Origin of the sequence: Opitutus sp. ER46 (assembly GCF_003054705.1) — a bacterium.
Taxonomy (GTDB): Bacteria; Verrucomicrobiota; Verrucomicrobiia; order Opitutales; family Opitutaceae; genus ER46.
This window is the reverse complement of the sequence record NZ_QAYX01000023.1, coordinates 342,307-364,113: the sequence shown is the minus strand read 5'-3', so window position 1 is coordinate 364,113 and position 21,807 is coordinate 342,307. Positions and strand designations below refer to the sequence as shown.

The following is a 21,807-nucleotide window of genomic DNA, read 5'->3' as shown; positions in this document are numbered from 1 at the left end:
CAGGTCGAGGTTTTGAGTGTCAAGGCACGCATCAGAGGTTGCCTCGCCCGAGGGCTGCCGTAGGGGTGGTTGCGTGGAAATTTCGGTGGTGTTCCTTCTCGTCTCCGCCGCCGCGGGCGCGGTGCTTGCCTGGCTGGTACTCCGCTCGCGCGAAGCCGCCCTCCGCGAACGCGGGCGCGCCCGCGACGAGGAGAACGCCCGCCTGGCCGCCGAGCTGGCGGTCGCGCGTGCCGAGGTGACGCGCCTGGCCGCCGCGAGCGCCGAGGCCAACACGCAACTCTCGGCCGAGCGCGCCGCGCATGAACGGCTCGTCACCGAGTTCAAGGCGCTTTCCGCCGATGCGTTGCGCATGAACCGCGCGGATTTTCTCGAGCAGGCGCGCCAGGCCTTCAGTCACCTGCAGCAACAATCGCTCGGCGATCTCGAGCAGCGGCGCCAGGCCGTCGAGGCGCTGGTGTCGCCCATTCGCGAATCGCTCGCGAAGGTCGACCAGAAGATCGGCGAGATCGAGCAGGCCCGCGCCGGGGCCTATGGCGCGCTGGGCGAACAGCTCAAGGCCCTCGGCGTCGCGCAAACCCAGTTGCAGACCGAGGCCGCCCGCCTCTCCACCGCGCTGCGTTCCACCACCTACGCCGGGAGCTGGGGCGAACTGCAGCTCCGCCGCGTCGTCGAGATGGCCGAGATGCTGCCGTACTGCGATTTCAGCGAACAGGAGACCGCCGGCAGCCTGCGCGCCGACCTCGTCGTCCGCCTCCCCGGCGGCCAGCGCATCGTCGTCGACGCCAAGGCGCCCATCGAGTCGTTCCGCGCCGCGCATGAGGCCGCCGACGAAGCCGTCCGCGCCGCCCGCATGCTGGAGCATGCGCAGAAGGTGCGCGGCCACATCGACGCCCTCGGCGCCAAGAACTACTGGGAGCAGTTTCAGCCCGCGCCGGAGTTCGTCGTGCTCTTCCTCCCCGGCGACCATTTCCTCAGCGCCGCGCTCCAGGCCGACCCGCTCCTGCTCGACCGCGCCCTCGCCCGCCGCGTCCTCCTCGCCACGCCCACCACGCTCATCGCGCTGCTCAAGGCCGCCGCCTACGGCTGGCGCCAGGAGGCGGTCTCCCGCAACGCCGAGGAGATCAGCTCGCTCGGCCGCGCGGTGTACGACCGCGTCGCCAACTTCGCCGACAGCCTCGAGAAGGTCGGCCGCGGTCTCGAGACCGCCACCAAGGCGTACAACACCGCCGTCGGCTCCTTCGAGGGCATGCTCCTGCCCGGCGCCCGCAAGCTCGCCGACCTCGGCGCCAAGGGCACGAAGGATCTCTCCGCCCCCGGCCCCGTCGACACCGCCGCCCGCGAGGTCGTGAAACGCGCCTGACCCGGCCGACGCGCCCCCACGTCGAGCCTCACGCGTCGGGTCCGCGGCGTCGCCCGTCAGGCTTCCGCGTCAAGCCGCGCCAGCTCGTCGCCGATGTGGAGATTCATCGGCACGTCCGGATCCGCCGACGGCACCGCCGAGAGCAGCAGCCTGGTATACGGATGCCGCGGCGCCGCAAAGAGCTCGGGCGTGGGCGCCTCCTCCACGATCCGGCCGCGACGCATCACCGCCACCCGGTCGCAGAAATCGTGCACGACGCTCAGGTTGTGCGCGACAAACAGATACGTCAGCCCGAACTCCTGCTGCAGCTCGAGCAGCAGATCGAGCACCTGCGCCTGCACCGAGACGTCCAGCGCCGACGTCGCCTCGTCGCACACCACCAGCGCGGGCCGCATGATCAGCGCCCGCGCAATGCTGATGCGCTGCCGCTGCCCGCCGCTGAACGCGTGCGGATAGCGCGGACCGACGTCCGGACTCAGCCCCACGCGCCGCAGCATCTCCGCCACGCGGTCGTCGAGCTCCCGGCCGCGGGCGAGGCGATGGATCACCAGCGGCTCCGCCACGATGTCGCGCACCGTCATGCGCGGGTTGAGCGAGGAAAAGGGATCCTGGAACACCATCTGCGCGTGCGGGCGCACGCCGATCAGTTCGCGCTCGCTGAGCCGCGCGAGGTCCACCGTCCGCCCGTCCGGCAACCGGAACCACACCTCGCCCGCCGTCGCGTGCATCGCCCGCAGGATGCACCGCGCCACCGTGGTCTTGCCGCAGCCGCTCTCGCCGACGAGCCCGAGCGATTCGCCCGGCGCGAGCGCGAAGCTCACGTCGTCCACCGCCTTCACCACTCCCGCCACCCGCGCCCGCAGCCCGCGCGCCGGCACCGGGAAATGCTTCGACAGCCCGCGGACGTCCAGCAGCGGCGCCTTCGGCGCGCGCATTTCGCCGGGCGCCTTCACACGCCCGCCCCCCGCCGCCGGCGTTGCCCGGGCAGCGCATGCAGCAACGCCCGCGTGTGCGGATGCTGGGGCTGCCGGAGCACCGTGCGCACATCGCCGCGCTCCACGATCTCGCCGTGGTGCATCACCGCCACCTGGTCGGCCATCTGCGCCACCACGCCGAAATCGTGCGTGATCAGCAGCACCGCGCAGCCGATCTCCCGCTGCAGTCCTTTGATCAGCCCCAGGATCTGCGCCTGCATGGTCATGTCCAACGCGGTCGTCGGCTCGTCCGCGATCAGCAGCTCCGGCCGGCCGACCAGCGCCATCGCCACGACCGCCCGCTGGCGCAACCCGCCCGAAAGCTCGTGCGGAAATTGGTGATACCGCTCGTCCGCGTTGGTGATGCCCACCTTCGCCAGCATCTCCAGCGTGCGCCGCTGCGCCGCCGCCGGACTGACGTCGTAGTGCAGGAGAATCGCCTCGTCGATCTGCCGCCCGATCGTGTGCACCGGCGACAGCGCCGTCATCGGCTCCTGGAAGATGATGCTGATCAGCCCGCCGCGGACCTTGTACAGGAGGCCCGACTTTTCATCGAGGTGCCCGAGGTCGATGTCTCCTTCCCGCCGCGACCGCAGGAGGATCTGACCGCTCGTCTGGCTGCCCGGCGGCTGGATCCGCAGCAGCGACAGCGCCGTCATCGTCTTGCCGCTGCCCGATTCTCCCACGAGCGCCAGCGTTCGCCCCCGCTCCAGCGCGAAGGACACGTTCTGCACCGCACCCACCAAGCCCCCCGCCGCCGGCAGCGCCACGCGCAGGTTCCGCACCTCCAGCAGCGGCGCTGCGGGGGCGAACCGGTCGCCGGAGGCAAAGGGAGGGACGGAGGGCATCAGGGGCGCGACAATCGCGAGGGGCAAAACAGCAACGGTCGGAAAACTCGGGCGGACACAATACGCGCCCCCGTCCAAGCGCAACGCGCGTTTTGCCGCTCCGCCGAGCCCCCTCCACCGTTCTCAACCTGCGACCTTCCGTCCCGCAACCTCGTCTCCGTTTTCGCGTCCGTTCGCGCCTTTCGCGGTTCCCACCCTCCGCGGTTCGCCACCTGCAACTATGCAACCTGCAACCTTCCAACCTCCGCCTTTCCAACCTGCAACTTTCCCACTTTCAACTTTTCCACTTTCAACTCCGCCCGGCCCCCGGCCGGGCGGCGTCACCGCCCGCCGTACGGATCGGCCGCGTCGCGCAGCCCGTCGCCGAGGAAGTTGAAACCAAGCACGGTCAGCACGATGAAAGCCACCGGCATCAGCAGCCACGGATAGTTGGCCACCGTCTGGAGATTGAGGCAGTCCTGCAGCATCACGCCCCAGCTCACGATCGGGGCATGCAGGCCGAAGCCGAGGAAGGACAGTGAGGTCTCGCCCAGGATCATCGCCGGTACGCCCATCGTCAGCACGACGATGATGTGGCTCGTGAAACCCGGCAGCAGGTGCCGGAACAGGATGCGCCCGGGACTCGCGCCGAGGAGCCGCGCCGCCGTGGCATAGTCCTCCTCCCGGAGCGCCAGGATCTTGCCGCGCACCACCCGCGCCAGCCCGGTCCAGTTCAGCAGGCTCAGCACCAGCGTGATCGCAAAATAGGTGAAGAGCGGCGGCCAGCCGACGGGGATCACCGCCCCGAGCGCGAGCCAGAGCGGAATGTGCGGGAACGCGTTCACCACCTCGATCAGCCGCTGGATCGCCGTATCCACCGCGCCCCCGACATAGCCGGAGATGCCGCCGATCACCACGCCCAGCACGAACGTGATCGCGATCGAGATCAGTCCCACGGAGAGGCTGATGCGCGCGCCGTACACCAGCCGGCTGAAGATATCCCGGCCGTACTTGTCCGCCCCGAGAAAGTAGAACGTGTGGCGCGTGCCGTCCGCCCGCGTCCCCACGGGATTCAGCGGTCCGAAAAAGTGCCGGTCCGTCGTCACCAGCCCGCACAGCCGCCACCGTTCGCCCCGCACGAAAAACCCCAGCGCGATCCGCTCCGCCTCCATCTCCACGTACGTGCGTTTGTAGGTGACCGGATCGATGGCGACGCGCACCGCCGGCACGTGGAAGCCGTCACGCCACGACCAGCGCGGCAACTGCGGCGGACAATACGAGTGCGCCAGATCGCGCCATTGCCGCGAATACGGCGCGAAAAACTCCGCCCCCGCCGCCAGCACGTAGAAGAAGGCCAGCAGGAACAGTGACGCCACCGCCAGCCGGTGCTGCCCAAAGCGCCGCCGGATCAGGCCCCAATACGAAAGCGTCCCCGGTTCATCATGCGATGCGACCGGCGGCTGGCTCGGGGTTTCGGCGGCGGCGGCCATGGGCGGCGAGCCAATGCGCCGCCGCGGGGCCTCGCAAGCGACATCTGGCCGCCGATCCAGCGCACTGAGACCGGAGGAGTTCACAGAGATGCTCTGAGCACCACCGGCCTGACCTCCGACATTGAAACCATCCTCCGACTTCCGTGTTCCGTTTTCAAGCTTCTGACTTCTGGCTTCAGGCCTCCGTCCTCCGGCGTCAGCTTCAGGCTTCCGTCCTCCGGCTTCCGGCTTCCGGCCTCCGGCCTCTGGCCATTCGGCCATCCGGCTTCGGCCCGCCAACGCCAAAGAAAGGCTTTCGTTCGGCCGGGGTTTATGGCTTAAGCGAACCCGGTTTTCGACTACCTCAATGCGTGCCTCCCCTCCGCCAGCGGAGTCCAGTCCCCGCGCAGGCTTTTTCCTTTCCGCGTGCGAACATCGTTCGCCGCGCGCCGACGCGCCCGCCCTGGCCGCATGAACCGGAGTCCCGCCGCCTTCGCCCTTCGCTTCCGCGGCGTCGCGTCATGACCCGAAACGCGCGCCCAACCGTCTCCTTTCCACCCACCAATCCAGTAGTCCTGCACCTGCTGGGGCAGCCCTAACCAACAACTACCACCCGTCGCACCATGGAGAATATCCAACTCGGCTGGATCGATTACGCGATCCTTGCCTCGTACACCGCGTTCGTCATCGGCATCGGCTTCGCCCTGAAGCGCTACATGAAGAGCTCGTCGGACTACCTCACGTCCGGCCGCTCCATCCCGGCCTGGGTCACCGGCCTCGCGTTCATCTCCGCCAACCTCGGCGCGCTTGAACTCGTCGGCATGGCCGCCAGCGGCGCCAAGTACGGCATCGCGACCTGCCACTTTTACTGGGTGGGCGCCATCCCGGCCATGGTGTTCCTCGCCGTGTTCATGATGCCGTTCTACTACGGCTCCAAGGCGCGCTCCGTGCCCGAGTACCTCAAGATGCGCTTCGACGAGCGCACGCGCTGCTTCAACTCCCTCACCTTCGCCGTGATGACCGTCTTCGCCTCGGGCATCTCGATGAACGCCCTCGCGAAGCTCCTCAACCTCCTCCTCGGCTGGGACTACAACCTCAGCCTCTGGATCTGCTCGGCGGTCGTGCTCGTGTACGTGCTGAAGGGCGGCCTCACTTCCGCCATCTACACCGAGGTGCTGCAGTTCTTCATGATCGTCCTCGGCTTCGCCCCGGTCGTGTATCTGGGCCTCAAGGACGTCGGTGGCTGGGGCAAACTCAAGGAAACCCTCGGCCACGTCGCGCAGAACCCCGCCGCCCTCGAGCTCAACTCCAAGAGCTTCGAATCCAACGCCTGGACCAGCGCCTGGCAGCCTCTCCTCGGCGGGCCCTCCGCCAACCCCATGGGCGTCGATATCTTCGCCATGGTGTTCGGCCTCGGGTTCGTCCTCTCCTTCGGCTACTGGTGCACCAACTTCCTCGTCGTGCAGCGCGCCATGGCCGCGAAGAACATGGGCGCCGCCCGCCGCACCCCGATCATCGCCGCGATCCCGAAGATGATCTTCCCGATCCTCGTCATCCTCCCCGGCATGATCGCCGCCGGCCTGGCCTTCAACGCCAAGGACGGCTATCGCCTCCCGCCCAAGCCGATCTCCGAAGCCGTCTACGCGCAGGCCATCCCGGTCGTGAAGCAGGCCGCCGCCCAGCCCGCCGATGAAGCCGCCACCGTGGCCAGCGTCGCCAAGGCGGTCGGCATGAAGCTCAACCCGGCCAAGGTCACCGCCCTGGTCAAGGCTTCGTCCACCCTCGACGAGCCCGCCCTCAAGGCCCGCCTGCAGGACGCCGTGGTCGAGAACGACTACGACGGCGTCATCCTCTCGCTGGTGAAGAAGTACTGCCCGACCGGCCTGCTCGGCCTGGCCCTCACCGCCCTCCTCGCCTCGTTCATGTCCGGCATGGCCGGCAACGTCACCGCCTTCAACACGGTGTGGACCTACGACCTGTACCAGGCCTACCTCGCCCCCAACAAGAGCGACGACCACTACATGTGGATGGGCCGCGCGGTCACCGTCGTCGGCGTGCTCCTCAGCATCGCTGCCGCGTATTTCGCGAGTAACTACAACAACGCGATGGACATCATCCAGCTGGTGTTCGGCTTCGTGAACGCGCCGCTGTTCGCCACCTTCCTGCTCGGCATGTTCTGGAAGCGCACCACCTCGCATGGCGCCTTCTACGGCCTGCTCGCCGGCACCCTCACCTCCGCCTTGTTCCACTCCCTGACGATCGCCGCGGGCAACGCGCCGGGCGTCAAGGGCGGCTACCTCGGCGTCCTCGCCACCCTCCCGAGCGAGATGGCCCAGAACTTCTGGCTCGCCTCGTTCGCCTTCGGCGTCTGCTTCCTGCTCACCGCCGGCATCTCGCTGGCCACGTCGCGCACGAAGTCCGACGACGAGCTCAAGGGCCTGGTCTACTCGCTCACGCCCAAGCTGGTCGACTCGCACGAAGCCTGGTACCTCCGCCCGGCGGTTTCCGGCACCGTGCTGCTGGCCTGCTGCGTCGTCATCAACATCCTCTTCTGGTAACCTCCAAACCTAGGACTCTTTTATGGGACTCGATATCCGCCTGCCCATCGGCCTGATGTTCTCGCTCGTCGGCGTGCTGCTCGTCATCGCGGGCTTCACCGTCAGCCCCGAGGAGCTCAAGCGCTCGCTCGACATCAACATCAACCTCTACTGGGGCCTGGGCCTGATCGCCTTCGGCCTCGTGATGCTGATCCCCGCCCTCCGCAGCCGCGGCAAGGGCCAGGGCTGATCCGCTCACCGCACTTCGTCCTCCACGCGCGGCGGCTTCGGCCCCGCGCGTTTTTTATGTCTCCGCCCCAGGATCCAGGGCTGCCGGCGCGCCCGCCGGCGCGGACTGCCTCCGGCCGACGCGGATCCATCGCGCGCGGCCGCCACCTCACCCCGGCCTACCTCCACCGGGAACCGCCCGGGGCGGTGCGCTCAAGAGGAGGGCGCCGCCGGGTCCACGCCGGCGTAGCGCGCCGGCTGGCCGGCGGCAACGAGCAGCCGGTTGATCTCCGTCTTCAGCTCCAGGATGCGCTGCTCCCGCCCCAGCGTCACCGCATGCCAGCGCTGCAGCTCGACCAACTGCGCCGCGAGCGCCTGCTCTCCCTGCTTCCGGCCCGTGACGTCGCGAATGATCATGCTGCAGCGGCGCCGGCCCGCCGCGTCCGTGTACAACGTCGTCGACACCTCCGCCTCCAGCGAGGCGCCATCCCCGCGCCGCAACGTCACCTCCGCCTTGACGCAGCCACGCCGGTCGCGCTCTTCCCACAACGCCTCAGTCCGCGGATCCGCCGGGTCGAACAACTCGTTTCGATGGCAGCGGCGGAGCTCCTCCTCCGTCCGGCCAAACAACGCGCACGCCGCGGGATTCGCCGCCAGCAGGTGACCGCCCGGCTCCGACTCGAGGATCGCGTCGACGCTCAGTTCGAACAGCCGGGCGAACCGCGCTTCGCTCTCCCGCCGCGACGCCTCGGTCCTCCGCCGCTCCATCTGCCCACGCAGATTCGCGATACCATAGGCAAGGTCGTCGGCCAGTTCGCCGAGCAGCGCCACCTGGCTCGGGTCAAACCCATCCACCTCCCCCGAAAAGATCACCAATGCCCCCAACGGCCCCGCCACAGAACGCAGCGGCAGGGCGATGAGTGACGCGTACCCGCGCCGGGCGGCATCGGCCTGCCAGGGAGCAAACGCCGGATCGTGCTGCGTGTCCCGGCACACGACCACGGTGCCCGTGCGCGCGCAGGTCTCGGCGGGATTGGATCCGCGCGCCTCTTCGCCCCACGCAAAGGGCCCGAACTCCGGATGCTCCGGTTCGCTCCTTACCTGCGCGACCGGCCGGACCGAGAGCCCCGCGTCCTGCTCCACATACCCCACCCAGGCCATGCGATAGCCGCCGTGCTCCACGACCAGCAGGCAGATCGCCTCGAGCAGGTCGGACTCATTCTGCGCCCGCACCAGGGTCTGGTTGCAGCGACTGATCGTCCGCAAGGCGCGGCTCGTCCGCACGATCTCCTGCTCCGCGCGCTTTCGCTCCGTGATGTCGCGCACGATCTCGAGCAGGTACTTCCGGTCGTCGAGCGAGACGAGCCGGCAACTAACCTCGACGGGGAAGGTGCGTCCGTCCTTGCGCTGGTGCACCGTTTCGAAAACCGCGCCATCGACGGGTCGATGCTCCATGGCCTCATCCGGCGTCGCCGCACCGCGCGGGGGCCGGAGATCCGGCACGCGCCTCCGCTGCAACTCGTCCTGCGCGTACCCGTAAGCCGCCAGGGCGCGGTCGTTGGCTTCCAGGATGCGCAGATCGTGGTCGGCCAGCAGGACGATGTCGTTGGCGTGCCGCATGAGCATCGCCACCCGCTCCGCCAGCACCCGCGCCTTGCGCTCGGCCTGCAGCGTACGGCGCAACGCCTGCTCGTTGCGCATGCGCCACAGATACGCCACCACGCCCGCCACGGCCAGGAGCACCACGACCACCGTCCCCGCCACCTTCCACGCGGTGTATCGGATGGGAGCATACGCCTCCGCCTGGTCGATCTTCGCCACCAGGACCCACCCGGAGTCCGCCACCGGTCGCGCTTCCGCCAGCACAGGCACGCCCCGGTGGTCCGGCCCCTCCCGCACGCCGGGCGTCACCCGGCGGATATCCTGAGGCAGGGCGAAGGGCGCCGCGGCACCCGCCACCGAAATCTCCGAACGTTGCCGAACGTCATGGAAGACCACCCGATCCGCCGCCTCGCGTCGGACGAGCAACGACGAGGCCGTCGCACTGGGCGTCGGCCAGGTGTCGATCAGCGGGAACAGATACTGCGCGGGATCGATCCGCAGGACGATGGCCGCAATCGGCTCGCGCGCGGCGTTCCCGCGATCGCGAACCGGCGCGAAGATCGGCGCGATCACCTCCAGGTGTGCCGGCGCCAGCGGGGTGCGGCGGTGCAGGTCCGTCATGACCACCTCGCCGCCGGCCAGCACCGCCTGCACCGCCGTCGTCAGTATTCGTCCGGGCGGATTCGTATCGGCCGGGATCGCCAGGCAGACGCCACCCTGCCGGTCCACGACGATAATGCTCTCGTAGCGGTCCCCGCCCTTGATGGGCTCGAGCAGTTCGGAGAGCGCCGTTCGCGCCGCCGCCGAATTCGGCTGCGCCAGCACAGCGGCCACCGCCTCCCCCACCGCGGGCGTGCGCCGCAGAAACCGCGCGTCGTTCATCCGTTCCGTCCGCCACTCCGTGACCTGACGCACCTTCAGGTCGGCCACCGCTCCGAGTTCACGCCAGCTGGCGCCACGCAGCTCGGCCCGCTCGTTGCGGTAATAGCCCAGCCCGGCCAGGGTCACGACCACCGCAATTGTCCCCGCGAAGAGGGACACGCGCACGGCGAAGGAACGGCTGGAAGGCAGTGGCTGGGAAGCGCCGGGGGCAGGCGGCATCTGGGGTGTTTCGCCCATACGCCCCGGATTCTGCGCATCGCCCAACCAACGCAAACGGGTTTCCCGGATCGATCTGTACGGAAAACACCTACACGTTCCGCATGACTTCAAACCGGCGTCACCGCCGTCGCCCGTCGCGCCAAACCCGTCCGCCGCGTGTTGGAATGCCCTGCCCCGCGAAACCGCTGCCTTGGGGCATCTGACCCAGCCTCCCCTGCTACGGGATCAGTTCGCGAACCTGTTCGTCCAGCACGGCAGTGCGCCTCAGCGCGAGCGCGTGGGTTTCGGCGTCGAACGCCTTTTGCGCCAGGCAAGCATCGAGGTGCCTGCGTTCCTCGCCGGTGTCGGCTCTCAACCGCGCCAGCTCCGCCAGCACCCAGTGCGCCAGGCTCAGGTCGTAGCGCTGCTCGCGCGCCTCTGCCCGTTCCGCGGCGGCGAGCATCTCGCGTTCGCCGATGTGTCCGAGGAGGAAGTGCACCAGCGCATTCGGCCAGTCGTCTTTGTGCGTGTCCGGCTCGGGCAACCCGCGGCCGAGCGGAGACGGATCCTTGCTCTTCAGGTGCAGCATCGCGAAGTGCCGGAAGACCTCTGCCGAGATCCCGCCTCTAGTCTTCGACGCGACCGTGAAATAGTCCGCGGCGTCCTCGAAGTCCTCGTGGAAATACTCGATGCACCCGCGCAGTCGGTACAGCGGGCCGACCTCCTTCTCTCGTCGAGTTGCCGAATAAAGGACGCGGTGCGCGTCGTCATCATCTCCCAAGCAGAATCGTGCAAACGCGCGCTCGTACCCGTCCTGTGCCCGCAGGCGATTAAGGTCCTCGATCGCGGCGGCATATTCCCCTTGCGCGAGATACGCCCACGCGCGGCGAGACCGCAATGGTTCCTCCTCCACGGCACTGGCCCCCTTGAGGAGAGCTTCGGTCGTTTTCGCGATTTCGGTCGCGGGATCGAGGTGCCGGCGCCGCAATGTCTCCTCATACGGATCCACCTCCACAACCGGCGGCTGAAGCAATTGCAGTCCCATCGCCGCGAGTTTCTCTTTCGCCTCTGACTTTACTTTGTAGCTCGGCGAATGCGCCGCCGTGACCAGCCAGGAAGCGGCGATCTCAGCGTCGTGCGCGAGCAACATTCGCCACGCGAGTTCAGCGGGTTCGCCATTCCCAACAGCGCACAGAACATGCCTCGGCTCGATGATCGGCCGCTCCTCGTAACACGCCATGGCAATCTCGAGGACCGTTCGTTCCGCCCCCGTCGCGGCCCGCAACTTGTCTCCGAGAAGGTCCCGAGCCGCCGGCACGCGGCGTTTCGCGAGCACCATCAGCGCCTCTGCTCCGGGCGCGAGTGCCTCGCGGGCCGGCTCATTCGCGCCCTTGGCAAGCGAATCCGCCTTTGGCGCGAACGACCGCCCAATTTTCAGCAGGAGTTCATTGGCAGACGGCGTGTTCAAGTTAGTGAGCATGCTGACCGCGTCGGCGGCATACGTTACCGGATCGCTGGTGAAACGCGCTTCCGCCAATTGCACCGGCCATTTTGGCCCCCATTTCGCCAGTGCTTCTGGCTTATACGCGACAGCGGCCAGATGGGCGAACGCGCCCCGGCGGACCGTAGTATCAGCCGCGGTGAGCCCTCGGAAGGCGTGCTCGAAGTCTGTTGCCGACGCTTCCGCCGCCGCCTGCAAGAGAAATGAGCCCGGCTCGCCGTGCAGCGGCAGCCTCCGGTGGTCGGGCCAATCACACATGATCCCGAATGCGCGCCAGCAATCCAACAGCAGCTTCGACTTGTCCGGGTAGAGCGCCGCCAAGTCAGCCGCGCGCGCGGTGATCTCGGGGTCCCATGACGGGTTGATATCAAGTGCTGGTATCCAACTTCGCGCGGACGCCGGAAACAACTCCGCAAGCTGGTCGCGCCGGCGTTGTCGGTCCCTTTCTTCCGCCTCCGCCTTTGCTCGTCCGAGGCTGAACGCGTTGAAGCCGTGATCCGAAAACCACTGTAACATCCGCTCGACTCCAGCCTCTGTAAGCTCCGAGTCGGATCTCCAGGGGCCGCCATACTCTCCACGCAGCCGACTCCAGTGATGAAAGCTCAGCGTAAACTTCCGATACGCGCCGGAGTAGAAGTGCAGTCGGTGGGTTCCATAGCATCGACACGGCATGGCCAACCCGGTTTTGAACTCCACAGCGTCAACCAAGCCAACCACCGCTGCATGACCGCTGATCTCCCAAAGCACGTCATCGGCGCCCCGCATCGGCACGGTCCGACCGTCTACCACCTCGAAGAACCCGCCGTCCGACGGCGTGACCGTGATCCGATCAACTCGGGCCACCGCCGCGCGCAGCGCCTCCTTCGCATCGAATCGTACCCCCGCCTCCATATCGACCAGGACGCCGCTGTCCTGCGCCACCACCGTGCTTCCGGCCAGGAATGCCACGGCCACACATGCCACGATTCGCCACATGCGCCTGAGTATCCCGTCGGCTCGGCTCGCCTCAAGCTCGCCGTCGCCCGTCAACCCGCATTCCACCGCCTCCGGCCCCAATGGGCCGCGCCGGCACTACTGAGGCTGGTGCGCTTGGGCACCGGCCTCAGCCCTGAACTCCACCTCGACTGGGTTCAGCAGCCGCACGGGGCCGAGGAGGCCGGATGCCGGCAAGGGATCGTCGCGCTCGAAGAACTTCCAGGTCGTGAACGTCACCCGCCCGCCGCGCGGTTTCGGTTGCCCGCGCGCGTACCAGTCGGGGAACCGGCGGATCCCGCGCTCAGCCCCTGCGCCATACTCGTTTTCCGGCGGCAGTTGCTCGTCGCCGATCATCCGGTTCGCGAGCAGGTTCGTCACGCGCACCTCCAGCGCGTTCTGCCCCGGCTGCACCGCCGCGGTGATGTCCACCCGATAGGGTTCCTTCCACAACACGCCGAGATCGCGCCCGTTCACCCGCACCTCCGCCAGCACCTCCACGCGGCCAAGGTCCAGGACCACCCGCCGGCCTCGGCCCAGCCATTCCTCGGCCACGCGAATCCGCCGCGCATACGTCATCGTTCCGGAGAAAAACCTCACCCCGGCCTGCTCATGCCGCTCCAGCGGCTGCAGCGCCGGCAACTCGATGGCGGCCGGTGCACCGCGACCCGCGGGAAACCGGACCTTCCACGGCCCGCCCAACGTCAACGCCGGCGCCACGTCCGCCACCGCCACGCCCACGCCGTCCAACTCGTAACGCCCCGACTCCCACGCGAGTCCCCGGACTCCGCCGCCTTCCGTCGCCTTCAACTCGATCAGGGGTGGCGCCCCCGGCGCGGGCAGCCCGCGCTCGTAACGCTCCGCGATCGCGTCGGCCGTCAGCGCTGGGGCCAGCAGCTCCGGCGCCGTCGCGTTGCCTTCGAAATGGAAAGCCCGCCCTTGCGCGGGCGGTGACGCGAGGCCGGCCGCGCCCATCACTTGGTCCAGCCCCGCAAAATGCAGCACCGAGTCCGGCGCCGGCAGCGGCGCCCCGATGCCTGGATGCACCACGCGTCCCGAGCGCAGTCCGCGGCGCACCAGCCGTCCATTCACATACAGCGAGGGTACGCCCCCTTGATAGGTCACCGCCACATGCGCCCATCCCGAGATCGGCAACGTCGCTACCAGCACCGCCGGCGCCTGGTCACTCGCCCGTTCGATCACGAACACGCCGTTTCGCCCCACGGCCACGCCCGCCGTCGCATGCCCCGCGCCGAACCGCACGTCGCGCTCGTCCGCCCCGATCACGTAAAACTTGCCCGTCTCATCCACGCGTCCACTCGTCGACTCCTCCGGCATCAGGCGGAGATCCGTGTCGGGCTTGGCCCACACCGCCATCGTGAAATCGCCCGTCGCGTCCGTCGCCTCGCCCGGTGTCGGCGTCCGCGTGTCAACCAACACCGTCTCGCCGCGCCGCAGCCGCGCCGGCGCCGCCCCTTCCGTCCGACGCCGAAACAGCACGAAAACCGACTGCGCCGGTTCCAGCCGCAACGGCAACTGCGTGCGTCCGTTTTCCTGCGCGAACACCGTCGCGTCCCCCTGCGTTCCGTCCTCCGCGTTCCAGATTTCAGGCTGCCGGCCGGTGACGCGAAAGGACACGAGCACCTCCTCCACCCGCCGTTGCCGGTTTGAGATGAAGTACAAATCACCGTCGGCCAGCGTGCGATGGTGCCACGACAACGCCGCATCCGACTGCCGGCCCGTCCACTTCAGGTCTGGCTCCACGCCGAGTTCCGTCAGCACCGCCGCGAGCGGCCGGTCGGCGATGACCCGCCCCGCACCCGTCTGCCCCTTGGCCCAGAGTTCGTCCGCCAGACGACGCATCTCATCATCACTCGCCGGATACCCGCGCAGGCTCGGCGAATACCGCGGCGCCGGCCCCGCCACCACCGCCCCGTCCCGCACCAGGGCGGCGAGCTTGCGCAGCGTCTCCGGCGTCATCGCCTCGAGATCCGGCGGCAGCACCAACACCCGATAACGCGTCCCTTCCGCCACCTCGATCGCGCCGTCGCGCACCCGCGCCCGCGCGATCAGCGTCGCCGCATCGATGTGATCAAAGGTGTAACCTCGCGGCAGCGCCGGGATCACCATTTGCGCGGGATTTGGCGGTCGCTCGCCCACGAAATAGAGCACGTCCGCCACGGCCCGTCCTTGCCGCAGCAGGTGCTGGCAACGCGCCAGGTAGTTCACCCAGGCCGCGCTCTGGTCGAACCACGTGTTCGTCCGGTCAAAGTGAAAGCCCCACGGCCCCATTGCCATGCCCGGCAACGCGTCGGGATGCGGCTGGTGCACGAAGCGGTGGAACACCAACTGGTTCACGCCCAGCGCGAACATGTCGTCGCCGACGACCTTCAAGGCGTACGGGTAGTCGAGCCAGCGCGAGGTGTCCTGCTCTCCCGTGAAGGCCTCCGCCGCCACGATGCGGCGGTCGTGCAAGTGCGCCGCCGACGCGACCATCTTCATGTTCCGGTTCGGGCTCCACGGCGTGCGCGTCCAGAACTCCCCCATCGGCACGTCGGCGACTCCGGACACCTCCAGTTCATCGAACATCCCGGAACCGTAGCCTTCGACGAACAGCGTGAGTCCGCGTTCGCGACAGAGCTCGGCCATCCGGCCATAGTAATTCTCCGCCACCATCGCCGCCTGCACCGTGCGCACGTCGAAGAGGAACTGCTCGGTCACCGCGGCGTCGCCCACGATCCGCCCCGTCATCGCCGGCAGGTACCGCACGAGGTCGTACCCCATCCGCCGTCGGAACTCCCCGGGAAACGAGGCCGTCCAGTTCTGCATCCCCGCCTCGTAGCTATCGATCGTCACCGTGCTGACCACCCGCGACAGCGCCGGGCCCAGTTCCTGGCGCAGCCGCGCCTGCACCGCCTCAAAGTGCGCTTCGACGCCTTCGCGGCCCAGCTTGTCGCACTCCAGTCCGGTGCCGGACGCCGACGCCGAGGTGTTGCGCATCCCGGTCGAGGTGTAGCCAAACCGCATCACGATCCACGCGCCGGGCGGCACCTCCCATTTGAGTCGGCCATTCGCGTCGAGCTGCGAGGTCAGATTCAACACGGCGTCCGGCGTGATTTGCGACGCCGCCACCGCCGTGTCTGACATCGGCGAACGGCCCGGCGTGCCGAAGCGATACGCCTGGTTCGCCTGGTAGGTCCAGCCGGGCAACCGCGCCGTCCGGTGCAGCCGAAACTCTCCCAGCTCCACCGCGCTCGTCGACCGGATGCGAAAGTGCCGCGCCGTCACCGCCGGGAAGCTCGCCACCGCCGGCGGCCGAATCCCCGCGGGCGCCGCCAGCGTGACGTCGGCCAACTCCCGAAAACTCCTCCCGTCCTCCGCCACCTCGATCCGCAGCGGCACCGCCGGACTGCCGGTCCGCGCCTCCGCCGTCAGCGCCATCACCGTGATCGGACGGGCGAACGTCAGCTCCAGCGCGTCCGCGGCCTCCCATTTCACCGCCGTCTGCACATCATCGTCCGTCAGCACCGCGCTTTCCACCCGTAGCCCCGACCGCAGGCTTGCCCGCATTTCTGGTTCCGCCTCGGCCTCGGCCGCGGGTGCCGGAAACGCAACCACGAAGGCGTCGCGATAAAAGCCGAGCTGCGTCCGGGGCGCCCGCAGGTTGGCGTCGAGCTTCTGCGGCCCGACCACGGTCGTCTCCGTCCACACCAACTGCTTCATCGACAGCTCCGGCGTGATCCACGGGCCGCCCGAACTCGACCAGCCCGGACTGTTGTGCATCCCGAGCGTGAGCCCCAGCCGCTCCGCCTCCTTGGCTGCGTGCAAGATCGCCTCCCGCCAGCTCCGGCTGAGATAGTCAACCGCCCCGGCTGGCTGATACGTGCCCCCATCGAACACGATCGCGCCGCCGATCCCCACGCGTTTCATCGCCTCGAGGTCGCGCGTGATGCCGTCGCGGCTGACGTTGCCGTTCATCCAGAACCAGAGCGTCAGCGGTCGCGCCGCCGCCTCGGGCTGCCGGAAACCGCTCGCCAGCGGATCAGCTCCCGGCGGGGTTCCGGTTGCGACGGTGACGACCGTCGCCAGCGTGGCCAGCCACGTCAGCCTGAGCCCGCGCCCCAATCGAAAAGCGAAGTCGGACATGAAAAGAAGCAGGCCGGCGGGCAACACCTCCACGCCGGCCTGCGCACCAGACTATCCCTGATCAAAGACTCCAGGTGGCGCTGAGGTAGAACTGCCGGTCCTCCAGCACGTCCTCGTGCTGCAGCAGCTTTTCCTGCCAATATGAGGTGCGCTTCGTCCGCAGCGCGTTCGACACGTCGAACGAGAGCTTCAGGTGCGCATTGACCTTGTAGCTGAGCGAACCATCGAGCCAGCCGAACGCCGGATCGTAGATCGTGGTCGAACCGAGCGCCGTCGCCGTGCCCGTGCTGCGCGAGAACTCGTCGCGCCAGTTGTACGCCAGGCGGGCGGTCCAGCCGTACTTCTCGTACATGAGGATCACGTTGTAGCCGTTCTTCGAGAGGTTCGTCAGCGAGTCGCCCGACGGGTTGCGCGCGTCCACATACGTGTAGTTCGCCAGCAGGCCCAGCCCGCTGAACGGTCCCGGCAGGAAGCTGAAGAACTGCTGGTAGCCCACTTCGACGCCCTTCACCGTCGCGTCATCCACCGCATACGGACGCGAAATGTCGTACTCGATGCCGTCCCAGTTCTCCACCGTCACCCCTGTCTGCGTGTAACCGTCGATCTTCTTGTAGTAGCCCGAGACGTACAGCGACGTGGACTCGTTGAAATACTTCTCCAGCGACACGTCGAACTGCTGCGTCCGCAGCGGCTTCAGGTCCGGGTTGCCGGCGGTGCCGGTGCCGCGGGCTCCGGCCACGGTCGGCGGAGTGAGACGCACGTTGGGATTCAGCTTGCCGAAGCTCTGCCGCGAAAGCTGCTTCGAAACGGAAAGCCGGAGGAAGAAGTCGTCCTGGAGGAACCAGCGGGTGTTCAGGCTCGGCAGCACGTCGACGTACTCGCCTTTCTCGACGATGGTGGACCAGACGTTGTTCAGCCGGCGATAGCCGTCGCTGGTCACGTTCGTGCCGATGACACGGACGCCGACATTGCCGTCGAACGGCACCGGCGCCCGCATCCCGAAGTCGGTCATCCCGTACGCCGCCCAGGTCCGCTCGGTGATGTCGAAGAGATTGCCCGGGCTGGGGGCCGGCAACGTCGGGTTGCCGCCGATCAGGTTCATGAACTTCGCGTAGCCGCGCATCGGGCCCGTCGCGATCTCGACGTAATCGTTGATCTTGCCGGCCTCGCCATCGAAGAAGCCCGTCACGGTCGCCGGCCGATACAGCGCCGGGTAGTCGCTCACCTTGCTCGAAGCAAAGGCGCCCGAGGCGCTGATGCGGTGATTGCGGCCGTTGCGGTCCGAGCCGCGCGCGCCGAACTTCAGGCGGCGGAAAAATCCGTTCGAATCCAGGCGCTGGGTCAGGTCGAACGACGCCGTGGTCGAGTCGTTCTTGTTCACGATGTAATTGTAGTACCAGTACGCCCAGTTCCAATTCGCGATGTTCTTCACCGTCAGGAGCGAGGGGTCGTCCGCGATGGCGGAGGGAATATCGCGGTCGGTGTTCAGGGTGTAGGAGATGCCCGACACCGAGGCGGCGGCGCCCATGTTGTCAAAATCCGACCGCGACTGCATCCGGGCCAGCTCCGCCTGGAGCGTGAGGCGGTCCCGGCGCCAGGTGGCGCCCGCGGTGAACTGGTGCGTGCGCTCCGTCCAGTCGCGCGTCGTCGAGGTCGAGGAGAAGCTCGAGTTCAGGACGTGGATCGACTTCACGACGGGCAGCGCCACCAGCGGCGTGGCCGCGTTGCCGTCGTGGTCAGCCATGACGGTCGCGCCGGAATAGACGCTCACGGCGTCGCCCAACCGGGTGGCGAGCGTCGTCGGCGTGTTGTACGTCGGCGCAAAGGAGTCCTGGATCGTGACCTGCTCCGAATAGTCGTACTCCGCGAACATCCGCAGCCCCGAGAAGGGCTCCCACTGCAGCACGGCCGACGCGCCCTCGCGCTGGCGATTCGCCACGATGCGCGGCTCGTACGAACCGTCGGAGCCGACCACCGGATTGGTCGGCGCGTTGAAGATCACCGGCTTGCCGGTCGAGTTGAGGTCCTGGCGGATATCGCGCTCCTGCTTCGTGTACGTCGCGAGGGCACCGAGCTTGCCGTGCCCCACCTTCCAGGTGTCGGTGAGCACGCCCGAGTATTGGAACTTCGACGATTCCGCGCCTTCGCTGTACTCCATGCGCGTCGTCAGCGAGCCGTTCAGCTTGCCGTCGAAATCGAGCGGGCGGCGCAGCCGGATGTCGATCGTGCCGGCGATGCCGCCTTCAATCATGTCGGCCGTCGGCGTCTTGATGACGTTGATCGCGGAGATCATTTCCGAGGGCACGGTCTGCAGGTTCATCACGCGGGCCTCGCCGGTCACCACCTGCGGGCTGAAGACTTCCTGGCCGTTGAGCGTGGCGGTGACATCGGTGAGACCGCGCAGCGCGACCGTCGCGCCTTCGCCGAGTTCGCGGGTGATGGAGATGCCGGTGACGCGCTGCAGGGCCTCGGTCACGCTGAGGTCGGGCAGCTTGTTGACGTCGTCAGCGACGATCGCCTCCACCACCTGACCGCTGTCGCGCTTGATCTGCTGCGCCTTCGCCATGGCCGCGGTCATGCCGTTCACGATGTAGGTGTCGAGTTTCACGACGTCCTCGCCCACCGGCTGCGCCGCCGGGTTGGCGCGCGGGGGCCGCGGACCGGCCGCGGGCGACGTCTCCGGCGCCGCCGCGGGTCCGGCCTTGGTGACGGCCAGGGCCCCGTTCGTCTGGTCCTGCACCACGGCGAGCCCGGTACCGCTGAGCATCGCATCGAGGGCCTCGCGCGCGGTACGCTCGCCGCTCACCGCGTTGGTCTGGATCCCGCGGACCAGGTCGATCGGGTAAACGATCTGTTCACCGGACTGCTCGGTGAACTGTCGCAGTGTCCGCACGGCGTCACCGGCCGGCAGGTTGAAGTTCTGCCGTGCGCCTGCCGCCAGCGCGAGCGAGCACCAGGCCGGCAGGAGCAACCACAGCGTCCAGCGGCACAGGCGGAGGGGGGAGGAAAACCAGTTCTTTGGGGTGTGCATGATAGGCGTCTCAAAGGGAGAGACGGGGGGCCCGGAGACTTCCGCTACGGGCGGAGGAAAAAATCCGCGCTACTGTCTTGGCGCGGTCGATACGGCTACGGCTCCTTGCGCAGCACGATCTCGTCGCCGCGCGGGCTGGAGCTCACGCCAAAGCCCGTCGCCAGGAGGCGGACGAAGGACTCCACCTGGTCCGCGCGGAAGCTGCCACCGATCACAATGGCGCCGGTGGCATCATCCGCCACGGCGAGCTTCCGCACATTGTAGCGGTTGAACTCCGTCACGACCTGGCGCAGCGGCATGTCGACAAATTCGAGGCGCAGGTTCTGCCACGCGAGCGCGCGCTCGATGTCGGCCGGCGTCACGTCCCGCAACTGGAGATCGGGCTCCGCCGCGCGGCTGGCCGCCGCGTCGGGCCGCGCGATCACCGCCTGCTGGCCGGCGACGATGTGCGACAGTTCGCGGCCGCCGGCCGGCACGCTCGCGCCGGCGTCGGGCGTCTCGTCGACGCGGACCTTGCCCTCGGTGACCAGCACGGAGACGGCGCTCGGTTTCAGCGCGACCGCAAACGTGGTGCCCAACGCCCGCACCGCCACGCAATCGGCCGCGACGATGAAGGGGCGGTCGGGATTCTTGGCGACGGTGAAGAGGCCCTCGCCGCGCACCAGCACGACGCGGCGCTCAGTCGCCGTGTACTCCACCTTGACCTGCGCCCCGGCGTTAAGCTTCACCGTCGACCCATCCTCGAGCACCAGGCACTCCGCCGCCGGATGCAGGATCGCCTGCTGCGGGGGGGACGCGGGGGTGGACGGTGCCGCGACGTAAAGATGAATGCCGAGCAGGATCGCGGCGGCCGCCGCCAGCGGTGAAAGCCAATACGGCCACCGGGCGCGCCGAGGCGCGAGCAGGTCGGGGTTCGGGTGGTGGCTGTCCGAAGGCCGCCACTCCTTCAGCCGGTCGAGCGCCGTCCAGCCGTTCTCAAGCTCGGCCACCGCCTCGCGGTGGCGCGGATCGCGCTGCAGCCACTCGAGGTAGCGGTCCTGCTCGGCGGCGGACAAACCGCGATCGCGGCGGGCCAGCCAGCGCGAGGCCTCGGCCGAGATCGGATCGGCGTTGTCAGGCTCGAAGTCCACGGCTCAGGCGACTCCCCGCTCGCGAAAGAAGGCGGCGCAACGCCGCATGCCGTTGGCGACCTGAGCCTCCACGGTGTGCTCGCTGATGCCGAGTTCGCGCGCGATCTCCTTCTGCGAAAGGCCGTAGATTTTCCGCAGCGTGAGCACCTGCCGGCAACGGTCAGGGAGGGACTGGATGGCTTGCGTCAAGAGGTCGAGTTCCTGGCTGCGCGCTGCTGCCTCCGCAGGCGTCGGCCGCTCTTCATAGACGTTCAGGCCGGACATTTCCGCTACGGGGTCGATCTGGGCGACGCGGTAGCGACGGGCCTGGTCGATCGCGAGATTCTGCGCCGTGGCGAAGAGGAAGGCCTTGGGTGACTTGACCTCGCCGTGGTTGCGGGCCCGCCACACGCGGGCGAACGCCTCGTGGATGATGTTCTCGACGTCGACGACGGCGGGAAACCGGCCCCGCAACCACGCGCGCAGGGCGCCGTGGTGGATCTGCACCTCGCTGGCAAACCATTGACCGTTCTCGGAGTGATCGGGCGGCACGACTTTCAGGGGCTGGGGTCGGCGGTCGAACGAACCGCCCGCGCCGGCGTAGTCGAGCCCAATCCCGGTGCACCGCAGATAATTACCGAACAGTCACTTTGCCCTTAGCGGAACCGCGTACGTTGTCCGTCTACTCCCGCCCATTCGCCGTGGGCTTGCAGCCCGCCCGCGAATCCGAGGGGAGTTTCCGGCCTTGACGGGGAAGTGGGGCGCCGCAGGGTTCTCCCCTCACCTTCATTGCCTGGTGGTGTAATGGCAGCACAGGCGACTTTGACTCGCCTAGTCCTGGTTCGAATCCAGGCCGGGCAGCCATTCGACGCGCGGTGCGAGGCACCGCTTGCTCATGGCCTGCGGCCAAGATTCGCGAATCACCTTTCCGGCCAAGCGGGTCGTACAACGCACTTGGATCCACCGGTTTC

General features: G+C 68.1%; 12 protein-coding genes and 1 tRNA gene. 4 read left to right on the top strand and 9 right to left on the bottom strand.

Annotated features, from left to right (window positions below; translation table 11 throughout):
- Nucleotides 1–85 precede the first annotated feature (85 nt).
- Complete coding sequence (rmuC, locus tag DB354_RS14455; RefSeq protein WP_233256647.1) at nt 86–1,360, top strand: DNA recombination protein RmuC; 1,275 nt, start codon at nt 86–88, stop codon at nt 1,358–1,360.
- Nucleotides 1,361–1,416: 56 nt separating this feature from the next.
- Here the strand turns inward: rmuC and DB354_RS14450 are convergent, their stop codons facing one another.
- The 3 genes from DB354_RS14450 to DB354_RS14440 form a co-directional block, all read right to left on the bottom strand.
- Nucleotides 1,417–2,295, bottom strand: coding sequence for an ATP-binding cassette domain-containing protein (locus DB354_RS14450; protein ID WP_107836569.1), 879 nt, complete (start codon nt 2,293–2,295; stop codon nt 1,417–1,419).
- Nucleotides 2,296–2,309: 14 nt separating this feature from the next.
- Nucleotides 2,310–3,182, bottom strand: coding sequence for an ABC transporter ATP-binding protein (locus DB354_RS14445; protein WP_146180266.1), 873 nt, complete (start codon nt 3,180–3,182; stop codon nt 2,310–2,312).
- Nucleotides 3,183–3,502: 320 nt separating this feature from the next.
- Complete coding sequence (locus DB354_RS14440; protein WP_107836338.1) at nt 3,503–4,651, bottom strand: ABC transporter permease; 1,149 nt, start codon at nt 4,649–4,651, stop codon at nt 3,503–3,505.
- 602 nt (nt 4,652–5,253) lie between these two features.
- On the opposite strand from DB354_RS14440, the gene DB354_RS14435 reads away from it, so the two are divergent.
- Both DB354_RS14435 and DB354_RS14430 read left to right on the top strand, forming a co-directional pair.
- Nucleotides 5,254–7,188 carry a sodium:solute symporter family protein gene (locus DB354_RS14435; protein ID WP_107836337.1) on the top strand — a complete coding sequence of 645 codons (1,935 nt, stop codon included), beginning with the start codon at nt 5,254–5,256 and terminating at the stop codon, nt 7,186–7,188.
- A 22-nt stretch (nt 7,189–7,210) separates the two neighbouring features.
- The gene (locus DB354_RS14430) at nt 7,211–7,417 is read left to right on the top strand and encodes a hypothetical protein (protein ID WP_107836336.1); all 207 of its coding nucleotides are present in this window, start codon (nt 7,211–7,213) and stop codon (nt 7,415–7,417) included.
- A 191-nt stretch (nt 7,418–7,608) separates the two neighbouring features.
- On the opposite strand, the gene DB354_RS14425 is transcribed toward DB354_RS14430, so the two are convergent.
- The 6 genes from DB354_RS14425 to DB354_RS14400 all read right to left on the bottom strand — a co-directional run bounded on the left by DB354_RS14425 (nt 7,609) and on the right by DB354_RS14400 (nt 21,388).
- On the bottom strand, nt 7,609–10,044 hold the full coding sequence (locus DB354_RS14425) for a PAS domain S-box protein (protein ID WP_107836335.1): 2,436 nt from the start codon (nt 10,042–10,044) through the stop codon (nt 7,609–7,611).
- 271 nt (nt 10,045–10,315) lie between these two features.
- The gene (locus DB354_RS14420; protein ID WP_158277543.1) at nt 10,316–12,526 is read right to left on the bottom strand and encodes a hypothetical protein; all 2,211 of its coding nucleotides are present in this window, start codon (nt 12,524–12,526) and stop codon (nt 10,316–10,318) included.
- A 123-nt stretch (nt 12,527–12,649) separates the two neighbouring features.
- Nucleotides 12,650–16,696 (bottom strand): glycosyl hydrolase, encoded by a 4,047-nt coding sequence (locus tag DB354_RS14415; RefSeq protein WP_146180263.1) that lies wholly within the window; start codon nt 16,694–16,696, stop codon nt 12,650–12,652.
- A gap of 61 nt (nt 16,697–16,757) precedes the next feature.
- Complete coding sequence (locus tag DB354_RS14410) at nt 16,758–19,727, bottom strand: TonB-dependent receptor (RefSeq protein ID WP_107836332.1); 2,970 nt, start codon at nt 19,725–19,727, stop codon at nt 16,758–16,760.
- A gap of 95 nt (nt 19,728–19,822) precedes the next feature.
- Nucleotides 19,823–20,857: a FecR domain-containing protein gene (locus DB354_RS14405; protein WP_107836331.1), complete on the bottom strand. Its 1,035-nt coding sequence runs from the start codon at nt 20,855–20,857 to the stop codon at nt 19,823–19,825.
- Between the two features lie 3 nt (nt 20,858–20,860).
- Complete coding sequence (locus DB354_RS14400; RefSeq protein ID WP_158277542.1) at nt 20,861–21,388, bottom strand: sigma-70 family RNA polymerase sigma factor; 528 nt, start codon at nt 21,386–21,388, stop codon at nt 20,861–20,863.
- A gap of 238 nt (nt 21,389–21,626) precedes the next feature.
- On the opposite strand from DB354_RS14400, the gene DB354_RS14395 reads away from it, so the two are divergent.
- Nucleotides 21,627–21,700 (top strand) — tRNA-Gln (locus DB354_RS14395).
- Nucleotides 21,701–21,807: the final 107 nt, after the last annotated feature.

Bases quoted from the DNA above. Each gene is read 5' to 3' on its own strand.
- DB354_RS14415 (WP_146180263.1), bottom strand. From the start codon at position 16,696: ATGTCCGACTTCGCTTTTCGATTGGGGCGCGGGCTCAGGCTGACGTGG.
- DB354_RS14440 (WP_107836338.1), bottom strand. From the start codon at position 4,651: ATGGCCGCCGCCGCCGAAACCCCGAGCCAGCCGCCGGTCGCATCGCAT.
- DB354_RS14430 (WP_107836336.1), top strand. From the start codon at position 7,211: ATGGGACTCGATATCCGCCTGCCCATCGGCCTGATGTTCTCGCTCGTC.
- DB354_RS14435 (WP_107836337.1), top strand. From the start codon at position 5,254: ATGGAGAATATCCAACTCGGCTGGATCGATTACGCGATCCTTGCCTCG.
- DB354_RS14445 (WP_146180266.1), bottom strand. From the start codon at position 3,182: ATGCCCTCCGTCCCTCCCTTTGCCTCCGGCGACCGGTTCGCCCCCGCA.
- DB354_RS14450 (WP_107836569.1), bottom strand. From the start codon at position 2,295: ATGCGCGCGCCGAAGGCGCCGCTGCTGGACGTCCGCGGGCTGTCGAAG.
- DB354_RS14410 (WP_107836332.1), bottom strand. From the start codon at position 19,727: ATGCACACCCCAAAGAACTGGTTTTCCTCCCCCCTCCGCCTGTGCCGC.